Here is a 22,999-nt window from a genome sequence, read left to right as displayed (position 1 = left end):
TCATGCTCCGATCAGGCTTTGTCCGCACACGCGTACCACCTGGCCGCTGATGCCGCCCGACCCCGGATGCGCGAGCCACGCGATGGTCTGCGCGACGTCGACCGGTTGGCCGCCCTGGCTCATCGAGTTCATGCGGCGGCCCGCTTCGCGCAGGGTCAGCGGGATCTTCGCGGTCATCTGCGTTTCGATGAAGCCGGGCGCGACCGCGTTGATCGTGATGCCGCGCGCTTGCAGATGCGGCGCCATGCTCTGCACGCGGCCGATCACGCCGGCCTTCGATGTCGCGTAATTGGTCTGGCCACGGTTGCCCGCAATGCCGCTGATCGACGACACCGCGATGATGCGGCCACCGTCGCGCAGGATGCCGGCGCCGAGCAACGCGTCGTCGATCCGTTCCTGCGCGCCCAGATTGATGTCAATGACGCTTTGCCACATGGCGTCGGTCATCTTCGCGATGGTCTTGTCTTTCGTGATGCCGGCGTTGTGCACGATGATGTCCACGCCCTGTTCGTCGAGCGCGGCGGCGATCTGCGCGGGGGCTTCTGGCGCGGCGATGTCGAACGCGAGCGCGGTGCCGTTCAGCTGACGCAATGTGGCGTCGAGCGCGTCGCGCGCCGACGGGATATCGATGCCGATCACGTGCGCGCCTTCGGCGGCCAGCACGCTCGCAATCGACGCGCCGATCCCGCGCGCCGCGCCGGTCACGACCGCGCGCCGGCCCGCGAGCGGCTGCGCCCAGTCGAACGCGGGTGTCGTCAGGGGGCGGGCGTTGCCGGTGTTGCGGGTGTTGCTGGTGTCGCTGGTGTCTCTAGCGGCGCTGGTGTCGATTGTCACCACCTGCCCGGACACATACGCCGAACGCGGCGACAGAAAGAAGCGCAACGTCGCTTCGATATCGTGCTCCGCACCTTGCGCGATATACACGAGATTCGCGGTGATGCCGCGCCGCGCTTCCTTGCCGAGCGAACGCGTCAGTCCTTCGAGCGCGCGCTGCGCGGTCCACTGGCGCGGGCTTGCGCACGCTTGCGGCGGCCGTCCTAGCACGACGATGCGTCCGCATTTGCCGAGCGAGCGCAGCGTATCGTGAAAGAAGCCGTGCAGCGGTTGCAGCTGGCTGCTGTCCTCGATACCGCTCGCGTCGAATAACAGTGCAGCGAGCTTGCCCGGCGAGCCGGCTTCCGCCGGTTCGAAGCGCCCGGTCATCAGACCGTGACGTTGGGCGAGCGGCACCCACAGTCCCGCGCTCTCATGCGCGACGCTGGTGACGCCGATGCTCACCACCAGGCTCGCGAGCGCATCGAGCAGATGCGGGGCGCGGCCTGCACCGATCGCCACGAGGCCCTCGAACTCGGGCTGATCCGCGCGATAACGGCGCAGCACCTCCGGCGACGGCAACCCGAGCGCGCGTACGAAGCGCGCGCCGAACGGCGAATTGACGAAGTTCAGATAGGAGTCGTTCATTTTCTTGGTTGCTCCGCTGGAGGCGCCTCGCCGGAAGTGCCCTTGGGGCACGCCCCGCAGGAAGTCCTCTTGGGGGACGTCGGCCGTGTGTCAGTGTGCACTGAGTCGGGCGCGGCGGGTACGCTTTCCCGATCCGCCCAGGGTTTTCTCAGGAACCGAGCCCGTGATTCGGGCCTTGATTCACACCGCAAATCACACCGCAAGTCACGTCGAGAGTTCCAGCGCCTTGTCGAGCGTCTCCTTGCGCTTTTGCAGACCGGCCAACATGTCGAAGTCGGCCGGGAAGTCGTCGACCCGGACGACTTGCGCGCCGTAACGCGCGTAATCGTCGAGCACGCGGCGCTCGTCGGTGTCGATCAGCCCTTGCTGCTGCGCCGCGTCGCTCCATGCGGCGAGTTGCGCGAAGCTTTGCGGCATCGGCGCGAGCAGGCCTTGCCCGACTGCATCGCGCAGCTTCTGCTCGATCTGCGCGAAGCGCGCATTCAGCTCGAACGCCAGCTCGCCGTAGCCGAGTGCATCGACATCCGGATGCGGCACGTACGAGTCGGACAACAACCGCTCGCGCGCCGCGCCGGGCGTTTGCATCAGCTCCGCGATTTCGCTGCCGAGCCGGTCCGACGGCTCACGGTACGGCAGTCCGAACGGCAAGGCGATTAACCGCACGAGGCCGGCGGCCAGCCGGTTCGGGTAATTCGCGAGCACGCCGTCGAGCGCGTGCTGGGCCTTGTACAACGCATCCTCGACGCCCCAGCGCACGAGCGGCAGATCGTCCTGCTGGCGGCCTTCGTCTTCGAAGCGCTTGAGCGTGGCCGAGATCAGGTACAGCTGGGACAGCACGTCGCCCAGGCGCCCGGAGAGGCGTTCACGACGTTTCAGATCGCCACCGAGCACGAGCATCGAGACGTCGGCGAGCAGCGCGAACGCAGTCGACAGGCGCGTGGCCGCGCGATAGTACGCATGGAGCGGCGCGTAAGCGGTGCGCGGCCGCGCGATCAACGCGCCGGCCGTGATGCCGTACACGGCACTGCGCACGACGTTGGAGAGCGTGAAGCTCACGTGACCGAAGAATGCCGCGTCGAAATCACGCAGCGCCCTGGCGTGATCCGGTTCGCGCGTCGCCGTCATTTCCTTGAGCACGTACGGATGACAGCGCAGCGCACCCTGGCCGAAGATGATCAGGCAACGCGTGAGAATGTTCGCGCCTTCCACGGTGATCGAGATCGGCATCTGCTGATAGGCGCGCGCCAGAAAGTTCGACGGCCCCATGCAGATGCCCTTGCCGGCGGCGACGTCCATGCCGTCGTTGATGACCATGCGGGCGCGCTCCGTGATGTGGTACTTCGCGATTGCCGAAATGACCGATGGCTTTTCGCCGAGGTCCACCGCCTGCGCGGAGAGGCGGCGCGCGGCGTCCATCACGTACAGATTGCCGCCCATGCGGCCGAGCGCCTCCTGCACGCCCTCGAACTTGCCGACAGCGGTGCGGAACTGGCGGCGAATCGCGGCATAAGCGCTGGTGCCGCGCACGGCGATCTTCGCTATCCCGACGTTCGACGACGGCAGCGAAATCGCCCGGCCCGCCGCGAGACATTCCATTAGCATGCGCCAGCCGTTGCCCACTTGCGCGCGTCCGCCGATCACCCAGTCGAGCGGAATGAACACGTCTTCGCCCGAGTTTGGGCCGTTCTGGAACACCGCATTCAGCGGCCAATGACGACGACCGATGTTCACGCCCGGGTGGTCGGCCGGAATCAGCGCGCAGGTAATGCCTGGCTCGTCATTCGGGCCGAGCAGGTGGTCGGGGTCGAGTGCGCGGAACGCGAGGCCGAGCACGGTCGCGATCGGTCCGAGCGTGATGTAGCGCTTGTCCCACGTGAGGCGAAAGCCGAGCGTTTCGCGGCCTTCGAACACGCCCTTGCAGACGATGCCGACGTCCGGAATCGCCGCGGCGTCGGAGCCCGCGTAAGGGCTCGTCAGCGCAAAGCAGGGAATGTCCTCGCCACGCGCGAGACGCGGCAGGTAGTGGTTCTTCTGGGCTTCGGTGCCGTATTGCATCAGCAATTCGGCGGGGCCGAGCGAGTTCGGCACCATCACCGACACGGCGGCAGCCGAGCAGCGCGAAGCCAGCTTCATGATGACCTGCGAATGCGCGTACGCCGAGAACTGCTTGCCGCCGTACTGCTTCGGAATGATCATGCCGAGAAAGCCGCGCTCCTTGATGAATTGCCACGTGGCCGGCGACAGATCCTGCCAGACCATGGTGGTTTCCCAGTCGTTCGCGAGATCGCACAACTGCTCGCATTCGACGTCGAGGAAAGCCTGTTCTTCGGCAGTCAGCGTGGCCGGTCCATAGCCGAGCAGCGTATGCCAGCGCGGGCGTCCGGAGAACAGTTCGGCGTCCCACCAGACGGTGCCGGCTTCGAGCGCATCGCGCTCGGTGGGCGACATCTCCGGCAGGACCCGGCGGAACGCGTCGAGCACGGGCCTCGTCAGCCATGCGCGGCGCAGCGGCTTGAGCGTGAGCACGAGAGCGGGGAGGACCAGCACGATCGCGAACAGCGTCGTGACGACAGAGCCCGCTGCACCGCTGACATGCGCGAGCGCCACCCAGACGATCATGGCAGCCAGCCACCATGACGCTCGCGCCTGGATATAGACGAGCGCCAGAGCGGCAATGACGAGTACCAGGATGAACCACGGCATGATGCCTCCTCCTGTGCCGATGATGCGCGACCGTATTCGCGGGGTGCGGACGGCTCGAGTTCGGTTGATCTTCTGTCGGGTGGTCCGGCTGTTGCGCTGCGCGTCGTTGTTGCCTTACGAGCGAACGGCGGGGCGAACCGCGGGGCGAACCTCGCGCATCGCGTCCACTGTGCTTTGCGCCGCTGGAGCGACCACCGTCGCGCTGGCGCCTTGCGGCGTGCATGCGGTTTCGCTTGCCGCGCTGCCCTCAGCGCCGCCTTCGCTCGCGTCGCCCAGCACTGTGGCGAACGCGGCCAGTTGCGAGTCGTCCGGCAGCGGCGCCTTGAGCGCGGCCACCATCAGCGATGCGAGGCGCGCGGTCAACTGCAGGTCGTTCATCGACTTGCCCTGTGAGAACTCGGCGATCAGGCGGTCGGTATCGGTGCCGGCCAGCACGCCCGAGAGCGCACCGATCGCAAAATGCAAACGCCAGCCGAGTTCCTCGCGCGGCAGGTGCGGCAACGCGCGCTGGAATGCATCGAAAAAGCGCTGCGCCACCGACGCGTAGTGCCCGTTCAGAAAGTCGCGAATGAACGACGACGGATCGGTATAAGCGCGGCCCAGCAAACGCAGAAACGCCTTGCCGCCGACCTGCGGATCGCGCGACAGACGCAGCGCCGGAATGAACATCGCGCCGAGCACGTGCTCGCAGGTCAGACGCTCGCCGAGCATCGCATCGAAGCGGTCGAGCAGTTTCAGCCGTGCTTCGTTGAGCTGGTCGAGGCGGCGCGACAACATCGAGTGGATCAGCGATTCCTTGCTGCCGAAGTGATAGTTGACCGCCGCGAGATTGACTTCGGCGCGGGCGGTGATCTGGCGCAGCGACATCGCCTCGTAGCCGTATTCGATGAACAGTGATTCGGCGGCGTCGAGGATGCGGGACTTCGTATCGCCGGCAAGCCGGCCCGTCGTGCGAACAGCCATGTTGCGTCTCCTGGTTGCCGGTCGCCCGGCTCGCAAACAAGCGATTCAAAAACCTGCTTCAAAAAACTGCTTCAAAAGCCTGCTTCAAAAGCCTATTTGAAACGTGCGTTTTTTGCAGAATAGTGAAGGGTGGTCTGTGCGAGCAAGGCTCGCAGTCGACTAGCTCCTCTAGAAGATCTGATGAGCGCCAGCCGTTTCGACGCACGCAACGCGCCACGTCGAGCGGAAATAAAAAGGCCGTTCCGATCTGGATCGGAGCGGCCTCGTATGGCGGTTTTATCCGCCTTTGCGGCTATCGTGCCTGAGAAGGCGCCCGCAAAATAGCCGCCTGGCAGCTGCGTGACTCAAACGCTTAAAGCTGCTGCGCAGCGGGATTCGCCCCGGCGTGCTCGGCAACCTCTTCCGCCGACTGCGTCATGTCGATGCCGCGGCGCTCGCGGCTGAACGGAATCAGCGCGGCAATCACCACGACGACGATACCGATCACCACCGCCATCACCAGCGCGTAGTCGTTGCCATGCGCTTCGGCGGCGCTGGCCTGCAACGGGCCGTTGACCGACGCGATCAGGTTGCCGAGCTGATACACGAGACCGGGGAAGGTCGCGCGAATTTCGTCGGGCGAGATTTCGTTCAGGTGCACCGGAATCACACCCCATGCACCCTGCACGGAGATCTGCATCAGGAATGCGCCGAGCGCGAGCAGCACCGGCGTGGTCGAGAAGGCCCACAGCGGCAGCACCGGCAACGCGATCAGCACGGCGATGAAGATCGCGCGCCTGCGGCCGATCTGTTCCGAAAACCAGCCGAAGAATAGCCCGCCGCAGATCGCGCCGATGTTCAGCGTGATCGTGATCCACGACACCGTGTGCGCATCGAACTGACGCTGCACGCGCAGGAAGGTGGGATACAGATCCTGCGAGCCATGCGAGAAGAAGTTGAACGCGGTCATCAAGATGATCGCGTAGATCGACAGGCCGACGTTTTGCTTGAGCGTGGCGACGAGACCAGGGTGCGCTTTCTTTTCGAGCGTCTTGAACGCCGGCGACTCCGGTACATGCGCGCGGATGTAGAGCACGAGCAGCGCGGGCAGCACGCCGACGAAGAACATGCCGCGCCAGCCGATGTATTGAAAGAACACCCCGAACACGATCGAGGCCAGCAGATAGCCGCTCGGATAACCGGCCTGCAGCAGTCCGGAAACGATGCCGCGCGATTTCGGCGGCACGGTTTCCATCGTCAGTGCGCCGCCGACGCCCCATTCGCCGCCCATCGCAATGCCGAACAGCGCGCGCAGCACCAGCAGCGTCATCAGATTCGGCGAGAGCCCGGACAGCAACTCCAGCAGCGAGAAGCACGCGATGTTGACCATCAGCGTGGGACGGCGGCCGTATTTGTCGGCAAGCCAGCCGAAAATCAAGGCGCCGACCGGACGCATCATCAAGGTCAGCATAATGGCGACGGCCACCGACGGAATGGTCGTATTGAATTCCGCCGCGATATCTTTCAAGACAAACACCATCAGAAAGAAATCGAATGCGTCGAGCGTCCAGCCGAGATACGCGGCGATCGTGACGTTTCTCTGTTCCCGTGTCCAGCTCATTGATTGTTCTCCTGAGTCTCCAGTAACCCGCGTCTGACGAGCGGGCAGTTGCGCAGCCAGTGCGCGCTATGGCAAAGGCTGCGGACGAGTGTACGCCGACTGTTAAGCGCCTGCATGATTGAACGCACGCTTTTCCGTGTTAATACCTGGAAACGTCTCATGCCAATTTTGTGATGAATTCACGAATGCGTGCTTGATGTCGGATAAATGTAATTATTGTATTGAAAGCGTTGTATTGTCGTTTGTTATATGTAATTTGTATTTGAATTGCAAAATAGAGGAGTCGACTCGAATCATCGATTCAGCCTCGTATTTTTATCCGGGCGCGCAAACGGCGCGCCTGCACGTGTCGACGCATGATTGCCGGTTCGGCATTTGTCCGCATCAACGCAGTTCGAGACGCATCGGTTGATGATCGGACGCGCGGCTCGCCGGGTCGACATCGCACGCCACGATCCGCGGCTTCAGGTCCTCGGTGACGAAAATGAAGTCACAGGCGAAGGGTCCATCGGGCCATTGCTCATGATCGTAGAGACCGACCGTTGCAGCACGCGGTTCGCCAGGATGCGCACAAGCCCAGGCATCGGCAAAAGCGGGCGCGTGCGCAACAGGTTCGAGCATCCGGCGATAGGCGGCATCGTCGAATGCGCTGTTGAAATCGCCGCAGAGTATCGCGCTCGTCGGCCGCGCGGTGTCGGCGAACGGGCTGTCCGGTTTTTCGGCCCTGGCTGGAAAGCGCGCGTGATCGCATGCTTCGCAATGCAAGTCCTGCAATCTGCCCACTTGCGCGAGCCGCTGCTTTTCCGAATAGAACTCCAGGTGCGTGCTGATCACGCGCAGCGCGCCGATATCAGTGTCGATCACGGCTTCGAGCGCGACGCGCGGCATCGACGGTTTAGCCGGATCGGCGGGCCACGGAAGCGAATGCCGCAGCACCTGTTTGACCGGCAAGCGGGTCACGATGGCATTGCCGAACTGCCGGCGGTGACGGCCTCCCTGAAGAGACGGCAGATCGGCGCCGATCGCGCCGAGCACCGTCATCTCCGGCAGCAAAGCGGCTAGCTCGGCGAACTGATCGGCTGATGGACCGCCTTTTAGCCCGCCGGCTGCGGGCTCCTCATGGAAGCCGCGCGTCATTTCCTGGATGCACAGGATGTCGAAGTCGCACAGCGCGCGTGCCTCTCTCACAATGCGCGCCAGATCCACCCGGCCGTCTACGCCGCAGCCCCACTGAATGTTCCAGTCGACGAGCCTCATGATGTTCTCCTTCGCAACGCAGATCACCAGTGTATCGCCGCTTGCCGGACTCGCAGGGGCGTCTGGCGACTCGGGAAAACGCGCGAGTCCTGCATACATGGCATGCAACAAGCGTGCGCTGTGCGGCGGGATGCGGTCGGTCATGGACGAGGCACGGCTTATGCTGCGACGCTACATGCAACGTACCGGCAGCCGCACTCTCAAGTGGTTGCTTCTTTTGGACCCGTCGACCGATAGGAGATGATCATGCCACTGAAGAAAGGAACCTCGAAGGAAACGGTGTCGCACAACATCAAAACGGAACAGAAACATGGCAAGCCGCACAAACAGGCCGTTGCGATCGCATTGAATCAGGCGCGCAAGTCCGGCGCGAAGATTCCCAGGAAGACCGACAAGTAACAGCCGAGCAGTAGTACTGAATAAGATGATTGAAACAGGGCGCGTCGTGACTTCAGGCGATGCCGTTGAACAAACTGGCGGATGCCAGTTTTACAACGCAGCCAACGGAACCGGACAAAGGAGTCGACTTGACTGACACGAAGCAATCGAACACACAACCAGGCAATCCGAAGGATGCAGGAAAGCAGCAGGGCCAGCAACGGCAGAACCCGCAAAGGATGCCGCAGCATCGAGGTGGTCAGCGACAGCTGGTTGGCGAGCAGTCGGGGGACTCGGAAGATCTTCAGGGCAGGCCTTTCGTTGGACCGGCCGGAGCATCGCTCGACAAGGCGCTCGCTGAAGTGGGCCTGAAGCACTGATGGACCCAGTTAATCCGCAGCGGCACCTGTGTAAGCCCGATGCTGCTGTCGCGGAGCTTCAGGCTGCTGCGTGTTCGCGGCAGCTCTGAAGCAATCTCGTAAGCAAACACCTAATAAGCCCTCGACGATGCTGTTCGCGACCTCGAACTGGGGAAAACTATAATACAAAAGTGTAGACAATTAGCTAGTCTGGAGGCGTTTCGAGGCCGGATGCCCGGTCGTTTTTGCGGGGCTTACCTCGTCCAGCGACGTCGGAGCCAGACTGGGTCTCGAATGCAGGGGTGTCGTGGGAAGCCGAAGTCTGGCCCCAGCGGCGTCTGCGGACCGCATCCGGGGGTGTCGGCGTATTGACGCTCGGCTTTATCTATGGTGCGTACTTCACTGAGACATTCCGCGGGGCGTTCCTGTCGGTACCGCGAGGCCAGTTCGAGGCTGGCTTCGCGTACGGGATGAGTGGGTGGCGCGTGTTCCACCGCATCATGTTCCCGCAAATGATGCGCTTCGCGCTGCCTGGCGTTGGCAACAACTGGCAGGTGCTGCTGAAGGCAACTGCACTCGTGTCGATCATCGGCCTCGCCGACGTCGTCAGGGCATCGCAAGACGCGGGCAAGAGCACACAGGCATTCTTCTTTTTCACGGTTGTCGCCGGAGCAATCTATCTGGCGATTACTACTGTTTCCAACCTGGTACTTATGTCGAATTGGAAGCTCTATACGCGCATCATCCTGCCCTCGGCGTTGCGTCGCTCGTTGCCGGCGTGTAGCAACGAAGTGATCTTGATGCTGCATGCCACGAGCCTCGCTTTCACCGCAACGGTGCCGGATATCCTGAAGGTCACGCGCGACGCCAATTCCGCCACGTACATGACCTTTGAGGCATACGGCATTGCAGCCGTTCTGTACGCGTCTATTGCCTTCGTCCTCATATGGACCTTCAGGCGGATGGAAGCACATTTGATGGCGTACCTTAAACCGCAAGCGCATTGAACTTTAGCGCTAGCCAGTGTGATGGAGTGCATTGAGAATGTACAAATTGATTGTCGACGATCTGCACAAAAAGTTCGGCGAGAATGAGGTATTGAAAGGGGTATCGCTTCGCGCAAAAGCCGGTGATGTGATCAGTCTGATTGGGTCCAGTGGTTCAGGGAAAAGTTCGCTCCTGCGTTGCATCAATTTCCTTGAGTCGCCGTGTTCGGGGAGTATTACTCTCGACGGAGAGGAAATCCGGACGACCACCGACCGAAGCGGCGTCTTGCGCGCGAGTGATCCGAGGCAACTCCAGAAGATGCGGACGCGCCTCTCGATGGTGTTTCAGCATTTCAACCTGTGGGCGCACATGACCGTTCTCGAAAACGTCATGGAAGCGCCGGTTAGCGTGTTGGGATTGAATCGGAGTGAAGCGGAAGCACGCGCGCAAATACTTGACAAAAGTGGGTCTTTCGGTCGGTTTCGAGCACAAGTATCCGTCGCATTTGTCCGGCGGTCAGCAGCAGCGGGTAGCAATTGCCCGAGCGCTGGCGATGGAGCCGGAAGTGATGCTTTTCGACGAGCCGACCTCCGCTCTCGACCCCGAGCTTGTCGGTGAAGTGTTGCGAGTGATGCAGGCGCTCGCGGAGGAGGGCCGTACCATGATTGTCGTCACACACGAAATGGGATTTGCTCGCAATGTGTCGAACCACACGGTGTTCTTGCACAAAGGGAAGATCGAGGAGCAGGGTGACCCGAAGGAGATACTGAGTAGCCCCCGGAGCGAACGGTTGCAGCAATTTCTCGCTGGACGGTTGAAGTAGTGCTGCGAAATGGCGGCGAGGCGGCCACCGTTGCTGACTTTCGGGGATTGCGCGACACAATCAGGTCGGTTGACGATCGAGGCTCTCGCCAAATTAATCACAACGACAGTCACAGGAATGTTTCTCACGCAAGAGCGGTGTCGTGCTTGCTGGTGAACGTCCTTGCTTCGACGATACGGGGTCTTCAACCAGAGCGATACGAGTGCAGAAATATTGCCGGTTCGCCGGGAGTCACGGCTTCGCTACGGGAGATCAAAATGACCGGAAAGACCTCGCAATTCAGGGATTCGTGAGCCGTTTCAAATCGTTTTGAAGGATGGAGGCAAAAAAATGCAAAGTGCCAATTTACACCTTAGCGACATCGAAAACTACATTCATCCATATACCAACCTGAGTTCGCATCGTACGCTGGGTCCGATGGTCATCGAGCGCGGCGAAGGCATTTATGTATTCGACGACATGGGGCATCGCTATCTGGAAGCTCTCAGTGGACTTTGGTGTGCGGCGCTTGGGTTCAGCGAAGCGCGCCTGGCTAATGCTGCCGATCGCCAAATGCGTAAACTGCCCTTCTATCATTCGTTCGGTCACAAGTCGACAGAACCGTCTATCAAGCTTGCTGAGAAACTGATATCGATGGCGCCGGTGCCGATGTCAAAGGTGTTTTTTGCGAATTCGGGATCAGAGGCGAATGATACTGCGATCAAGCTAGTCTGGTATTACAACAATGCACTGGGCAGACCGAAGAAGAAGAAGATTATCGCCCGTTCCCGGAGCTATCACGGCGTGACAGTTGCGACAGGGAGCCTCACCGGATCACCTGCCAATCATCAAGATTTCGATCTTCCGATTGACAGAGTTTTGCACACGGATTGCCCGGACTTCTATCGGTACGGGCTGCCGGGCGAGACTGAAGAGGATTTTGCGACCCGATGTGTAGAGTCCCTTGAACAATTGATCCTCACAGAGAGCCCGGATACGATCGCAGCCTTCTTCGCAGAGCCCATCATGGCTTCTGCCGGGATGATTCTTCCGCCTGCCACGTACATCGAAAAGCTCCAGGCGGTGCTGAAAAAGTATGACATCCTGCTGATCGCCGATGAGGTCATTTGCGCATTCGGACGCACGGGCATGATGTTTGGCACGGAATCGTTCGGAATGACGCCTGACGTGATAACGCTTGCTAAACAGCTTTCAGCCGGATATGCGCCGATTTCGGCGGTAATGGTTTCCGACCGAATCCATCGTGCGATGATCAGCGAAAGCGAGAAGATCGGCATCTTTGCGCATGGGTTCACCTGCAGCGGTCATCCAGTTTGCGCGGCTGTGGCACTCGAGGCCTTGCGCATCTATGAGGAGGATGACATGGTGGGACGAGTGCAAAAAATCGCGCCACATTTTCAAGAGCGTGTGGCGGCGCTTGGTGAGCATCCCCTCGTCGGTACGACACGCGGACACGGATTGATCGCCGCCCTCGAGCTCGTCGCCGACAAAGACATGAGGGAGTCGTTCCCGCAATCTGCGGGGGTTGCCTCCTATGTCGGCGACCGCGCGCGCGTACATGGAATGATCACGCGGGCGTCGGGCGACGTCGTGAATTTTTGCCCACCGCTGATCATCACCCACGACCAGATTGATAAAATGTTCGATGCGGCAACCAAGGCACTCGATGATGCGGCGCAGTGGCTCGCCACCACACGTTCAAACCCTGTGTGATCCGACGGTGACGGCGCTTTGCTTCCTGGGCCTGAAAATGAAAAAGGCCGGCATCTGCCGACCTTTCAAAAACGTGGTGCAGGAGAGGACTCGAATAAAAGTGGCAACGTGGGCCGGCCCGATTCAGCACCGTCACTGGTTGACCGGGTATCTTGGCGAGAGCCGTTGCAAGAGCACGTTTGCACCGCCAATGACCCTCCGTCCGAGAACGGAACGTTCAAGGTGATGTGCTGCTCGGCCAGGCGTCATGTGCTTGAACTCCCGAAGGCAGAATCAATGCAGACAGGCCCGAGAGCAAAGAGCGCTCGTTGTGTCAGATGGACCACGAAAGGTGTTTACCGTGTCTCGGGGTTGTATTCGAGAGAGGTCTCCCATGAACGGACTATAGAGCCTGAACGCATGCGCGATAATTCCTGCACTCACCCGTGGCGATTCCATGGCGGAATCGTCGATCCTCCGTCACAGATCAGTTCCGCCTGCCATGCGACTTGACGATCTGCACATCCTGATTGCACTGAGCAAACATGTGAGCTTGCACGGAGCGGCCAACTCGCTGGTTACGCAGTCAGCGCTGTCCAAGGCGTTGGCCCGTCTGGAGGCCGAGGCAGGAGGGAGCCTGTTCGAGCGCAGCAGCAGAGGCATCGTCATCATCGCGACCGGGCAGACCATGCTCAGGCACGGGCGCCAGATTACCCACGCGATGCATGAGCTGCAGACGGAAATATGTAACGAGCGCTCGGCGGAGGCGGGTTGGATCCGCCTTGGCTCTGACTTGGCTCCGCCTTGGCTCTCTACCCAGTTTGGCGTCATCCCTGATCACGCCTCTGCTGGGAGGGTTTCGCTTGCGTCGTCCGATGGCCGGCTTCACGATCAATGCTCTTTTAAGCAGCCCGCAGTTGCCTATCAGCTTGGAGGATGGGGACGTGGATCTGGTGATCGCCGCGAAGCCGGAGAACGTCTATCCAGGGTTGAGCCACGAGAGCATCGGCCAGGTTGAACTGTGCGTCGTGGCACGCCAGACACACCCGCGTCTAGACAAAGCAATGTCCGCCTGTCATTCCATAACACCTTCTTCCATGCGCGTGGTCTGAGCGGCAATGACCTCGCGAATTTTCGCCGCCGCCTCTGCAATGTCCGCACGTATGGCGGCAGACGCTTTCTTCGGATCTTCTTCCTTGATGGCCGCTATCAACTCGAGATGACGATTCTTGCCAGTGTCGGAAAGCACTCCGTTGTGCACCACATTCATTAGCGGTCCATAACGCATCCACAGTAGCTCGATCAGATCCACGAGATCGTGGTTTCCACAATTCTCGTAGACGGTGAAGTGGAAGCGCTGATTAAGACGAAGAAAGGACTTCACGTCTTTTAGAGCCGCCTTGCCATACATCTCGTCATTGATCTTCTTCAATTGAACTGCCAGCCCCTTCGAACCCGGCCGGGTAGCAAGACGTGTCGCCTCGCCTTCGAGTTGCAGACGTAATGGCAGAAGGGCATCTAATCGCTCGGTGGTCACCTGTGGAACGCGCAACGATCGACGCGGTAGTGCCTCCAACGCGCGAGCGACGACCAGTCGGTTCGTCGCCTCGCGTATGGGCATCTGGCTCGTTCCGAAAGCACTAGCGAGGACGGGAAGTGTCACGCGCTGGCCCGGAACGAACTCACCGATCATGAATGACTGCTTCAGTGCGTCATAGATGTATTCGAGGTCTGAGCTGCGACGGCGTGCCTCGAACTCGGGCAGGTCGCTCGTTTGGGTTGTCAATTGCGTTGCTCCACATGTAGTCGCGTCAACGACGCGGTGTCCTTCGGATCGTCGCTTTCACGGCGCGACCACCATCATTCAGTTTAGCAGCTTGATCTGCAAACACAATACTTGATCAGATATCACGAAAGCAGTACGATCTGATCAGATATCAGATCGTCAAAAGGGGCGGATCATGTCGGAGAGAAACGAATGCGCTGAGGGCGTTGCAACTGTCGCCGTGATTGGGGCAGGCCTGATTGGATGCAGTTGGGCCGCTTTGTTTGCAGCGTCGGGCAGAACAGTCTATGTGTATGACAGCCGTCCGGACGCAGGATCGGCGATCGACGCGTTCTGGGCTTCGGTGAAGCCGACCTTGATCGACCTTGGACTAGCCAACCCGGAAACACGCCCGGACTTGCGCGTCACCGATTCGCTGAAAGAGGCTGTAGCGACGGCGAACCTTATCCAGGAGTGCATCCCGGAAAGGCTGGAGGCGAAACTGCAGCTCTATCGAAGCATGGAGCTGCACACCAAGCGCGACGCGATCGTGGCGACCAGTTCGTCCGGCTTCAAGCTGTCAGATCTTCAGGCAGGATGGAGCGCTCCGGACAGAATCATCATCGCGCATCCGTTCAATCCTCCACATCTGATTCCGCTCGTCGAACTCTACGCCAACGAACAAACGGCGAAAGACGTGTTGCCACGTGCGACGGCTTTCTACGAGAGTTGCGGAAAGGTCACCATCACACTCGAGCGTGAAGTGCTCGCGCATGTCGCCAACCGACTGCAAGCGGCACTGTGGCGTGAAGCCATATGGCTCGTGGCAGAGGGCGTTGCAAGCCTGAAGGATATCGATACCGCTGTCAGTGCCGGGCCGGGATTGCGATGGGCCGTAATGGGACCGCATCTGCTATTGAATCTCGGAGGCGGCGAAGGTGGATTGCGCGCGTACTGCGAGCAGTTCAGAGATAGCTATCACCACTGGTGGGACGATCTCGGCACGCCAAAGCTGACCGACGCGACGATCGACAAGCTCGTCTCAGGTCTGCGGGACGAGATCAACGGCCGCGACTACGCGGAACTGCGGCGCGAGCGCGATGCAAAGCTCGTCGCGGTGTTGCGCGCGCTGAAAAGTCAAAGCTCGCAAAGCAAGGCATCACTGCAACCCCAATCCTGACCTCGGGTCCATTTTCTGGAGAGTACGAATGAAGCGCAAAGTTGTGTTGACGTGTGCCGTGACCGGTGATGGCCCGATCCATCCGAAATATCCCGATTACCCCGTCACGCCGCAGCAGATCGCTAACGCGTGCTTCGAAGCTGCATCGGCCGGGGCGTCGGTCGTTCATATCCACGGGCGCGATCCCAGCACCGGCGCGGGCAACCGATCCCCTGAAGTATTTCGCGAGATCGTCGAGCGTGTGCGCGAGGTCAACCAGTCGGTGGTTATCAATCTGACTACCGGCATGGGTGGAACGTTCGTCCCCGAGCCTCACAACGAGGCGCTTGCTCACCCGACGACCGACGTGGGCAACGCTGAAGAGCGAGTGCTTCATGTGCTCGAGAATCGCCCGGAGATCTGCACGCTCGACGCGACAACGATGAATCTCGAAGGGGGAATCGCCGGCGCGCCGGACTGCGTTTTCATGAATACGCCAGGGAAGTTGCGCAGCATGGCTGAGCGGATCCGCGGCACCGGCACCAAGCTGGAGATCGAGGTTTTCAATCCCGGCGATATCCTGTTGGCGCGCCAAATGGTGGAAGACGGGTATATCGATGCGCCGCCGCTCTTCCAGATCTGCCTCGGGGTCAAATGGTCCGCGCCTGCAGACGTGAAGACGCTTGTGTACATGAAGGACCTCCTGCCCAAGGACGCACTATGGAGCGCTTTCGGCATCTCGCGCTTCCAGATGGAAATTGTTGCGCTGTCCACGATGATGGGCGGGCATTGCCGCGTTGGGCTCGAAGACAACATCTATCTCGAGCGCGGGGTCTTTGCGACCAATGGTCAACTGGTCGCACGCGCCTGTCGCATCATCCACGATCTCGGCTGCGAAGTCGCGACGCCGGACGAGGCCCGACAGATCTTCGGCCTGTCGAGTGCGTCCGCACTCGCAAGCGTCAACTGAGGAGGACGCCATCATGGCCGAGCCGCTTCTGCTCAGTTCGATTGTGGCGCATCAATGGCAATGCGATCACTTTGGTCATTTGAATGGGCGCCACTACGCTGCCGCATTCGACGATGCGCTGTTCATCTTCTGGAAGCGGCTCGGCTTGACCGTTCCCGCTTCGGGTAGCGCCGGCACGATTCCGGTCACTGTAGAAATCAAGATGTCGTTTGCGTCGGAGACAGTGGCAGGCACCATTGCCAACGTGCATGGAAAGGTGCTTCGCGTCGGAAGCAAGTCAGTGACCTTTCGACTCGAGCTGACAGAGGAGGGAGGCGGCCGGCTTCTCGCATCGTGTGAGGCAGTCGAGGTCTTCTTCGACATGCAGGCAAGAGTAAGCAGTCATATTCCCGAAGAACTGCGCAGCCGCGTTGTCGAGTTGGCCGAACCTGCGTAGACGGCCGGGTCGTTCGAGCCTTGCCGCGGCGGCTGCATGTTGCAACCAATGCCATCGTCAGCGCCTCGCTCGTCAATTCGACGCATCGACATCACGAAACGATGCGCGTGCCCGCTGCCAGACGCAACGTGATCAACGCCGCCATAGGGAAAATTTCTGATCAGATATCATATTTGTTGACATGGCATTTTGAGTGGCTTAACTTTGTTCCATAGTCTGGTGATGGTTCGGCGGTCGAAGCAAACAGTTCGGACGCGCTCTGAACCAACACCGGCAGCGAGACCGTTACCTTGGAGATGTTCAATGAAGTCGGATAGAGACATCCTGGTGAGTTTTCGAGGCGTTCGAAAGACTTACGACGGGGACACGCTGGTGGTCAAGCAATTGGATCTGGACGTTAAGCGAGGCGAATTCCTCACGCTCCTCGGTCCGTCGGGTTCCGGCAAGACCACGTGCCTCATGCTGCTGGCAGGCTTCGAGTTTCCGACGAGCGGCGAGATCTGGCTGGACGGCACGCTGCTCAACAAGGTGCCACCGCATAAGCGGAACATCGGCATGGTGTTCCAGAACTACGCGTTGTTTCCTCACATGACGGTCGAGCAAAACGTCGCGTACCCGTTGACGGTGCGAAAGTCCTCGGCCGAAGAGCGTGCGCAGCGGGTCGCCCATGCCTTGAAAATGGTGCGCATGGAAAGCTTCGCGAAGCGTTACCCCTCGCAACTATCGGGCGGCCAGCAGCAACGGATCGCGCTTGCGCGTGCGCTTGTCTTCGAACCGAAGCTGGTGTTGATGGACGAGCCGCTCGGCGCACTCGACAAGCAGCTTCGCGAGCATATGCAGTACGAGCTCAAATCGCTGCACGAAAAGCTTGGTGTGACGTTTGTCTACGTGACGCATGACCAGAGCGAAGCATTGACGATGTCTGATCGCGTCGCTGTGTTCGACAAGGGCATCGTGCAACAGCTCGATACCGTCGACAGCCTTTACGAGTCGCCATGCAACGAGTTCGTCGCAAACTTCATCGGCGATAGCAATAAGCTGCGCGGGACTATCGTCGCCTCTGACGGCGCGCTGTGCGAATTTCAACTTGCCGACGGCACGCTTCTTACGGGTCGCAATGTGGCGGCCGCAAAGCCGGGCACGCCGGCCGTCGCCTGTATTCGTCCGGAGCGCATGCGCGTAACAACGCGAACCGGCGACAGCGAGAACGTCGTGCGCGGCGCGGGCGCGGACCTTATTTACTTCGGCGATCACGTGCGCATGCGTTGCTCGATTGCCGACCAGAGCGAGTGCTTCGTGAAAGTGCCGCTCGGCAACGACGTGTTGGCGGATTTTGCATCCGGCAAGCCGGTTTCGCTCGCGTTCGCGCCCGAACATCTGCGCGTATTCGCTTGAAAGATTTCGCATCGACGCGGGCAGGTCAAAAGCGTCATGCGTCTCATGAAGGTTCATTCCGAAAGAGGAAATCAAATGAACAGGACTGCAGTTGCTACGCTTGCATTGGCCACCAGTGCACTCATGCTTTCGTCTTCGGCCGAAGCGCGAAGCCTTACTGTCGCGAATCAAGGTGGCGCGAACGGTAACGCCCAGAAAGCTGCCTTCTACCGTCCGTTCGAGACCCAGACCGGCAACACGATCACCGTCGTGGAGTACAACGGTGAACAGGCGAAAGTGAAGGCGATGGTCGATGCAAAACATGTGGACTGGGATGTCGCGGAAGTCGAAACCGGCGATCTCGGACGCGGCTGCGATGAAGGCATGTACGAAAAGCTGGACTGGTCGAAGATCGCAAAGAAGGCCGATCTGATTCCCGAGGCGGTACAACCCTGTGGTGCGGGAATGTTCGTCTGGTCGACAGCGCTCGCCTATAACGCCGACACGCTGAAGACAGCGCCGACGAGTTGGGCAGACTTCTGGGACGAAACCAAATTTCCGGGCAAGCGCGGCATGCGCAAGGGCGCGCGTTACAACCTGGAATTCGCGCTGATGGCCGATGGCGTCGCGCCGAAGGACGTCTATAAGGTCCTGGCTACCAAAGCCGGTCAGGACCGCGCATTCAGGAAGCTCGACCAGCTCAAGCCGAACATCCAGTGGTGGGAGGCGGGTGCGCAGCCGCCGCAGTTCCTCGTGGCCGGCGATGTGGTGATGTCCACCGTCTATAACGGGCGGATCGATGCTGCGCAGAAGGAGGGCAAGAACCTTCAGGTCGTATGGAACGGCAGCATTTACGACGTCGAATGGTACGTGATTCCAAAGGGCGCACCGAACAGGGATCTGGCCGAAAAGTTCATTGCTTTCGCGCTGACCGAGAAGCCGCAGCAAGCCTATGCGAAGAACATTGCGTATGGGCCCGCGAATCTCGCAGCAATCAAGTCGTTGGACCCAAAGACGCTTGCGAACCTCCCGAACTCTCCGGCCAATAGCAAGAACGCGGTGCTTCAGAACATGGCGTTCTGGACGGATCACGGCGACGAACTGGAGCAGCGCTTCGCGTCCTGGGCTTCCAGGTAGACGATGCCCGCTTGAAAGGATGGTGATGCTTCATCCCTGAAGCTTGTCGCGATGGATGATGGGTCGCGCGCCTCACCGCGCGACCCGGTGTGGAAGCAGGAGACAGGTATGACGACAATGACGATCGCCGTGGATTCGTCGCCCGAATCGACCGATAGGCTCAAGCGCGAATTGAAAAGCGCCGAGGCGAAGAAGGTCACGGTGGCGCTGCTCCTGATCGCTCCGCTCGCGATCTTTCTGTTGTTGATCTTCGTTGTGCCCATCAGTGCGCTGCTGACGCGCGCCATTCACAACACCGACGTGACGGCGGCGTTGCCGCATACGCTCGGCGCACTGGCTCATTGGGACCGCACGAGCTTGCCGGCGGATTCGGCCTACGCCGCGCTCGCCGCGGATCTCACAGCGACCACGGACGACGAGGCGCGGGGCGCTCTGGGCCGGCGTCTGAACGACGAGATTCCTGGCTATCGTTCGCTGATTGCGAAGACCGCGAGAGCGATGCCGTTCGCCGACGACGCGGGCCACCCGCTCAAGCTCGCGGCCGCGCAAATTCACGCGAAGCTCACCGAGCTGGATGCGCGCTGGGACGATGTCACCTACTGGCAAGCCATAGCGAAGAACGACAGCGCCTATACGCCGTTCTACCTGCTGGCGTCGCTGGACCACAAGCAGGACGCGTTCGGCGACATCGTGCCGACGGATCCCGATCAGCGCATCTACCTTGCTGTCTTCGGGCGCACGCTCGTGATCGGCGCCGTGGTTACGCTTTGCGCGTTGTTGCTCGGCTATCCGCTCGCATACTGGATCTCGACGCTGCCGGAACGTCGCGCCAACCTCGTCATGATTCTGGTGCTGATTCCGTTCTGGACATCCATTCTCGTGCGCGTCGCTGCGTGGATCGTGATTCTTCAAAGCGAGGGGCTCGTCAACAAGGCGCTGATTGGCAGCGGACTCGTCAATGCACCGGTGGCGCTGCTGTTCAATCGCGTCGGCGTGTACATCTCGATGACGCACATCCTGCTGCCGTTCATGATCTTGCCGCTCTATAGCGTAATGAAATCGATCCCGCATTCTTATCAGCGTGCAGCGGTATCGCTTGGCAGTCATCCGTTCGCGGCATTCTGGCGTGTCTATGTGCCGCAGACCTATCCGGGCATCGGCGCGGGCGTGCTGCTGACCTTCATTCTGGCGATCGGCTACTACATCACGCCTGCACTTCTCGGTGGACCGAATGACCAGATGATCAGCTATTACGTTGCCTATTTCACTAACAGTTCGATCAACTGGGGCATGGCCTGTGCGCTCGGCGGCCTGCTGCTGGTTGCGACGATTATTCTGTACGTGATCTATGGGCGCTTCACGCGGTCCAGTCCGAGCCTCGGCTGACGCTTGCGGAGTCATGTGATGAGCCATCCAGGAACGCTATTTGCACCACACGTGTCGCTCACTGAGCGCGTCTGGTTTTTCACGCTTCGCGGCCTCGCTGCGCTGACGCTGCTTTACCTCATCTTGCCGGTGCTGGCGATTGTGCCGCTGTCGTTCTCGTCGAGCACATTTCTCGTGTATCCCATTCCCGGCTGGTCATTGCGCTGGTACGAGAACCTGATTTCGTCGCAGGAGTGGCGTGTGGCGGCAAAAAACAGCTTCATCGTTGCGCCGTCTGCGACCGTCCTCGCGACGATTCTGGGCACCCTGGCAGCCATCGGCCTGAGCAAGGCGAACTTCCGCGGAAAAGGCTTGCTGATGGCGATCCTGATTTCACCGATGGTCGTACCGGTGGTGGTGGTTGGCGTCGGGATGTATCTGTTCTTTGCTCCGCTCGGGCTCGCGAACACCTATACGGGGCTGATTCTTGCGCACGCCTCGCTGGGTGTGCCGTTCGTCGTCACCACGGTAGCGGCAACGTTACAGGGCTTCAACTACAACCTCGTGCGCGCGAGCCTGTCGCTCGGGGCGAACCCCGTCAAGACGTTCTTCAGAATCACGCTGCCGGTCATTGCGCCGGGTGTCATGTCCGGCGCGCTCTTCGCATTCGCAACTTCTTTCGACGAGGTTGTCGTGACATTATTCGTGGCTGGCGCCGACCAGACGACGCTGCCGCGTCAGATGTTCACGGGCATCCGCGAGAACATCAGTCCGACAATCGCCGCGCTAGCAACGATTCTCATCGTCTTTTCCACGTGCCTTCTTCTTGCGCTCGAATGGTTGCGCGGCAGGAATGCAGCGCGCGCCGTGGCAACCGCCGTGGCGACTTGAGGCGCACATTCGACGCTCATGCTCTGGGCAAAGAACAGGTGATTTCATCTCACACATGGGTGAGAATCTGGTAGTCGCCCAATCAGGCCGGCTGTCGCGCTCACTCCAGAGTTGCGGCGGCTTGTCCATCTAATGCGAACCGTTGGAACGCGAAAGGAACCAGCATGGACGGTGCAACCCAGTCTACCTGCAATCTCAGCTATTGGTTGAAGGATGCGCTCTGTAGCGAGCACGAACCGCTTATCAAGCTCGACTGTGACCTTCAGGCCGATGTCTGCATCGTAGGCGGTGGGTTTACTGGCCTGTGGAGTGCGATTGAAATAAAACAGACGCGGCCTGAACTCGAGGTGGTACTTGTCGAGCGTGACTTATGCGGCAGCGGAGCCAGTGGCCGGAACGGTGGTTTCGTTCTAAGCCTATGGGCCAAATTTGTCTCGCTCGCAAAAATGTGCGGCGAAGTCGAGGCCGAGCGGCTCTGCATCGAGTCGTCGCGAGTCATCTGTGACCTGAAAGAATTCTGCGAGAAGAATTCAATCGATGCGGAACTGCGCCTCGATGGCTGGCTATGGACCGCGACATCCGCAGCACAAATCGGCACCTGGGGCGCGACCATCGCGGCGACGAGGCGCCGGGGGCACGCCCCGTTCGAGGTCCTGTCCCATGAAACCGTGCCCCTCGGTGGTTCGAGGGCGCATCTGGCCGGGGTATTCGAACGAATCTCAGCGTCAGTCCAACCTGCCAAACTTGCGCGCGGTCTCAGGCGGCATGCAGTACGACTCGGAGTTAAAGTCTTCGAAAAGTCGCCGATGGTCGGGCTCGATCGGGGCGTGCCGGCTCAGGTCCGCTGTCAGCATGGAACCGTGAAAGCGCAAAAGGTGATTCTTGCGATGAACGCCTGGGGCTCTGTGTTTTCAGAGATCCGCAAGGCGATCGCAGTCGTCTCGAGCGACATTGTCATTACCCGGCGTCTGCCCCGGCTTCTCGAAGCGATTCACTGGACTGACGGGATGACCATCTCCGACTGCAGGATGCTGGTCCACTACTACCGAACGACCCCAGATGGACGCATCGTGTTTGGCAAAGGAGGAGGGAGCGGCAAAATGGCCTTCGGATCGAAAGTCGAAGGAAGATTCGACGGGCGTTCTCCAATTGAATCGACTGTTGCGGACTGGTTGTCGCGTATCTATCCGGAAGTCATGAAGCAGGACGTTGCACAGAGCTGGACTGGACCTATCGACCGCTCGAGCAACGGCTTGCCTTCGTTCGGCGCATTGCCCGGCAGCCAGCACATTTTCTACGGCGTCGGCTACTCCGGAAACGGTGTCGGTCCATCGATGCTTGGCGGCAAAATCCTTCGTTCACTCGCGCTTGGCGTGGAAGATGACTGGTCCCGATGTGGCCTCGTTCAGCCGTTGCAGCGCGCGTTTCCCCCGGAGCCATTCCGTTATGTCGGAGCTCAGATCGTACGCCGCGCAGTGGCACAGTCGGATCACGCTGCAGACGAAGGACGTGCGCCCGGAATGATCGTGCGCGGACTGACCCGGCTCGCCCCGGCCGGCCTTTCACCGATCCGGACGAACGCAGATGGGTCTGACAACCCGCCCGCCGCTGCTTAGAAGACTGGCAGAAGAAAAGCTAGCGCACGCGAGCGTTGGGGATACCGACGGTGATTTCATAAT

General features: G+C 60.3%; 18 protein-coding genes and 3 pseudogenes. 15 read left to right on the top strand and 6 right to left on the bottom strand.

The window, feature by feature from the left end; translation table 11 throughout:
* From BN2475_RS11225 to BN2475_RS11205, 5 genes are all read right to left on the bottom strand, one after another.
* Entirely contained in the window at positions 1 to 1,461 is a 1,461-nt protein-coding gene (locus tag BN2475_RS11225) for a 3-oxoacyl-ACP reductase (protein ID WP_094779602.1), read from the bottom strand.
* A 204-nt stretch (positions 1,462 to 1,665) separates the two neighbouring features.
* Complete coding sequence (locus BN2475_RS11220; protein ID WP_094779601.1) at positions 1,666 to 4,164, bottom strand: acyl-CoA dehydrogenase; 2,499 nt, start codon at positions 4,162 to 4,164, stop codon at positions 1,666 to 1,668.
* Between the two features lie 114 nt (positions 4,165 to 4,278).
* On the bottom strand, positions 4,279 to 5,127 hold the full coding sequence (locus BN2475_RS11215) for a TetR/AcrR family transcriptional regulator (RefSeq protein ID WP_245841263.1): 849 nt from the start codon (positions 5,125 to 5,127) through the stop codon (positions 4,279 to 4,281).
* A 352-nt stretch (positions 5,128 to 5,479) separates the two neighbouring features.
* Entirely contained in the window at positions 5,480 to 6,727 is a 1,248-nt protein-coding gene (locus tag BN2475_RS11210) for an MFS transporter (protein WP_094779600.1), read from the bottom strand.
* Positions 6,728 to 7,111: 384 nt separating this feature from the next.
* Entirely contained in the window at positions 7,112 to 7,984 is an 873-nt protein-coding gene (locus BN2475_RS11205) for an endonuclease/exonuclease/phosphatase family protein (protein WP_094779646.1), read from the bottom strand.
* 246 nt (positions 7,985 to 8,230) lie between these two features.
* Between BN2475_RS11205 and BN2475_RS34605 the strand changes: the two genes are divergently transcribed.
* The 7 genes and pseudogenes from BN2475_RS34605 to BN2475_RS35460 all read left to right on the top strand — a co-directional run bounded on the left by BN2475_RS34605 (position 8,231) and on the right by BN2475_RS35460 (position 13,335).
* A complete protein-coding gene (locus tag BN2475_RS34605; RefSeq protein WP_162844468.1) occupies positions 8,231 to 8,383 on the top strand; it encodes a DUF6496 domain-containing protein in 153 nt (50 codons plus the stop codon).
* 248 nt (positions 8,384 to 8,631) lie between these two features.
* Positions 8,632 to 8,736: pseudogene (locus tag BN2475_RS11200) on the top strand (uracil-DNA glycosylase family protein); the annotation flags it as partial.
* A 287-nt stretch (positions 8,737 to 9,023) separates the two neighbouring features.
* A complete protein-coding gene (locus tag BN2475_RS36325) occupies positions 9,024 to 9,728 on the top strand; it encodes an ABC transporter permease subunit (protein ID WP_342744602.1) in 705 nt (234 codons plus the stop codon).
* A 37-nt stretch (positions 9,729 to 9,765) separates the two neighbouring features.
* Positions 9,766 to 10,531: pseudogene (locus BN2475_RS11190) on the top strand (ABC transporter ATP-binding protein).
* 330 nt (positions 10,532 to 10,861) lie between these two features.
* A complete protein-coding gene (locus BN2475_RS11185) occupies positions 10,862 to 12,244 on the top strand; it encodes an aspartate aminotransferase family protein (RefSeq protein ID WP_094779599.1) in 1,383 nt (460 codons plus the stop codon).
* A gap of 436 nt (positions 12,245 to 12,680) precedes the next feature.
* Positions 12,681 to 12,878: pseudogene (locus BN2475_RS36515) on the top strand (helix-turn-helix domain-containing protein); the annotation flags it as partial.
* 70 nt (positions 12,879 to 12,948) lie between these two features.
* Complete coding sequence (locus BN2475_RS35460; RefSeq protein ID WP_245841262.1) at positions 12,949 to 13,335, top strand: LysR family transcriptional regulator substrate-binding protein; 387 nt, start codon at positions 12,949 to 12,951, stop codon at positions 13,333 to 13,335.
* Here BN2475_RS35460 and BN2475_RS11175 read toward each other — a convergent pair.
* Positions 13,299 to 14,009 (bottom strand): GntR family transcriptional regulator, encoded by a 711-nt coding sequence (locus BN2475_RS11175; RefSeq protein WP_094779597.1) that lies wholly within the window; start codon positions 14,007 to 14,009, stop codon positions 13,299 to 13,301. The two genes, BN2475_RS35460 and BN2475_RS11175, sit on opposite strands and share 37 nt — an antisense overlap.
* A 175-nt stretch (positions 14,010 to 14,184) precedes the next feature.
* On the opposite strand from BN2475_RS11175, the gene BN2475_RS11170 reads away from it, so the two are divergent.
* The 8 genes from BN2475_RS11170 to BN2475_RS11135 all read left to right on the top strand — a co-directional run bounded on the left by BN2475_RS11170 (position 14,185) and on the right by BN2475_RS11135 (position 22,936).
* A complete protein-coding gene (locus BN2475_RS11170; protein ID WP_094779596.1) occupies positions 14,185 to 15,168 on the top strand; it encodes a 3-hydroxyacyl-CoA dehydrogenase NAD-binding domain-containing protein in 984 nt (327 codons plus the stop codon).
* 28 nt (positions 15,169 to 15,196) lie between these two features.
* The gene (locus BN2475_RS11165; RefSeq protein WP_094779595.1) at positions 15,197 to 16,117 is read left to right on the top strand and encodes a beta-keto acid cleavage family enzyme; all 921 of its coding nucleotides are present in this window, start codon (positions 15,197 to 15,199) and stop codon (positions 16,115 to 16,117) included.
* Between the two features lie 13 nt (positions 16,118 to 16,130).
* The gene (locus BN2475_RS11160; protein ID WP_159444546.1) at positions 16,131 to 16,553 is read left to right on the top strand and encodes an acyl-CoA thioesterase; all 423 of its coding nucleotides are present in this window, start codon (positions 16,131 to 16,133) and stop codon (positions 16,551 to 16,553) included.
* Between the two features lie 303 nt (positions 16,554 to 16,856).
* Positions 16,857 to 17,948 (top strand): ABC transporter ATP-binding protein, encoded by a 1,092-nt coding sequence (locus tag BN2475_RS11155; RefSeq protein WP_094779593.1) that lies wholly within the window; start codon positions 16,857 to 16,859, stop codon positions 17,946 to 17,948.
* Positions 17,949 to 18,071: 123 nt separating this feature from the next.
* Positions 18,072 to 19,064: an ABC transporter substrate-binding protein gene (locus BN2475_RS11150; protein ID WP_425435526.1), complete on the top strand. Its 993-nt coding sequence runs from the start codon at positions 18,072 to 18,074 to the stop codon at positions 19,062 to 19,064.
* 117 nt (positions 19,065 to 19,181) lie between these two features.
* Positions 19,182 to 20,450: an ABC transporter permease gene (locus tag BN2475_RS11145; protein ID WP_174641934.1), complete on the top strand. Its 1,269-nt coding sequence runs from the start codon at positions 19,182 to 19,184 to the stop codon at positions 20,448 to 20,450.
* An 18-nt stretch (positions 20,451 to 20,468) separates the two neighbouring features.
* Positions 20,469 to 21,320: an ABC transporter permease gene (locus BN2475_RS11140; protein ID WP_094779591.1), complete on the top strand. Its 852-nt coding sequence runs from the start codon at positions 20,469 to 20,471 to the stop codon at positions 21,318 to 21,320.
* 164 nt (positions 21,321 to 21,484) lie between these two features.
* Entirely contained in the window at positions 21,485 to 22,936 is a 1,452-nt protein-coding gene (locus BN2475_RS11135) for an NAD(P)/FAD-dependent oxidoreductase (protein WP_094779590.1), read from the top strand.
* Positions 22,937 to 22,999: the final 63 nt, after the last annotated feature.

It is taken from the genome of Paraburkholderia ribeironis (genome assembly GCF_900019265.1).
In the GTDB taxonomy this organism is placed as follows: Bacteria; Pseudomonadota; Gammaproteobacteria; order Burkholderiales; family Burkholderiaceae; genus Paraburkholderia; species Paraburkholderia ribeironis.
The sequence above is the reverse complement of the archived record's forward strand: the minus strand, read 5'-3'. Positions and strand labels throughout refer to the sequence as shown.

Excerpts from the sequence above, each read along its gene's own strand:
- BN2475_RS11220 (WP_094779601.1), bottom strand. The coding sequence starts at position 4,164 with ATGCCGTGGTTCATCCTGGTACTCGTCATTGCCGCTCTGGCGCTCGTC.
- BN2475_RS11165 (WP_094779595.1), top strand. The coding sequence starts at position 15,197 with ATGAAGCGCAAAGTTGTGTTGACGTGTGCCGTGACCGGTGATGGCCCG.
- BN2475_RS11170 (WP_094779596.1), top strand. The coding sequence starts at position 14,185 with ATGTCGGAGAGAAACGAATGCGCTGAGGGCGTTGCAACTGTCGCCGTG.
- BN2475_RS11185 (WP_094779599.1), top strand. The coding sequence starts at position 10,862 with ATGCAAAGTGCCAATTTACACCTTAGCGACATCGAAAACTACATTCAT.
- BN2475_RS11225 (WP_094779602.1), bottom strand. The coding sequence starts at position 1,461 with ATGAACGACTCCTATCTGAACTTCGTCAATTCGCCGTTCGGCGCGCGC.
- BN2475_RS11140 (WP_094779591.1), top strand. The coding sequence starts at position 20,469 with ATGAGCCATCCAGGAACGCTATTTGCACCACACGTGTCGCTCACTGAG.
- BN2475_RS34605 (WP_162844468.1), top strand. The coding sequence starts at position 8,231 with ATGCCACTGAAGAAAGGAACCTCGAAGGAAACGGTGTCGCACAACATC.
- BN2475_RS11155 (WP_094779593.1), top strand. The coding sequence starts at position 16,857 with ATGAAGTCGGATAGAGACATCCTGGTGAGTTTTCGAGGCGTTCGAAAG.
- BN2475_RS11215 (WP_245841263.1), bottom strand. The coding sequence starts at position 5,127 with ATGGCTGTTCGCACGACGGGCCGGCTTGCCGGCGATACGAAGTCCCGC.
- BN2475_RS11210 (WP_094779600.1), bottom strand. The coding sequence starts at position 6,727 with ATGAGCTGGACACGGGAACAGAGAAACGTCACGATCGCCGCGTATCTC.
- BN2475_RS11135 (WP_094779590.1), top strand. The coding sequence starts at position 21,485 with ATGGACGGTGCAACCCAGTCTACCTGCAATCTCAGCTATTGGTTGAAG.
- BN2475_RS11160 (WP_159444546.1), top strand. The coding sequence starts at position 16,131 with ATGGCCGAGCCGCTTCTGCTCAGTTCGATTGTGGCGCATCAATGGCAA.
- BN2475_RS11145 (WP_174641934.1), top strand. The coding sequence starts at position 19,182 with ATGACGATCGCCGTGGATTCGTCGCCCGAATCGACCGATAGGCTCAAG.
- BN2475_RS35460 (WP_245841262.1), top strand. The coding sequence starts at position 12,949 with ATGAGCTGCAGACGGAAATATGTAACGAGCGCTCGGCGGAGGCGGGTT.
- BN2475_RS11150 (WP_425435526.1), top strand. The coding sequence starts at position 18,072 with ATGCTTTCGTCTTCGGCCGAAGCGCGAAGCCTTACTGTCGCGAATCAA.
- BN2475_RS11205 (WP_094779646.1), bottom strand. The coding sequence starts at position 7,984 with ATGAGGCTCGTCGACTGGAACATTCAGTGGGGCTGCGGCGTAGACGGC.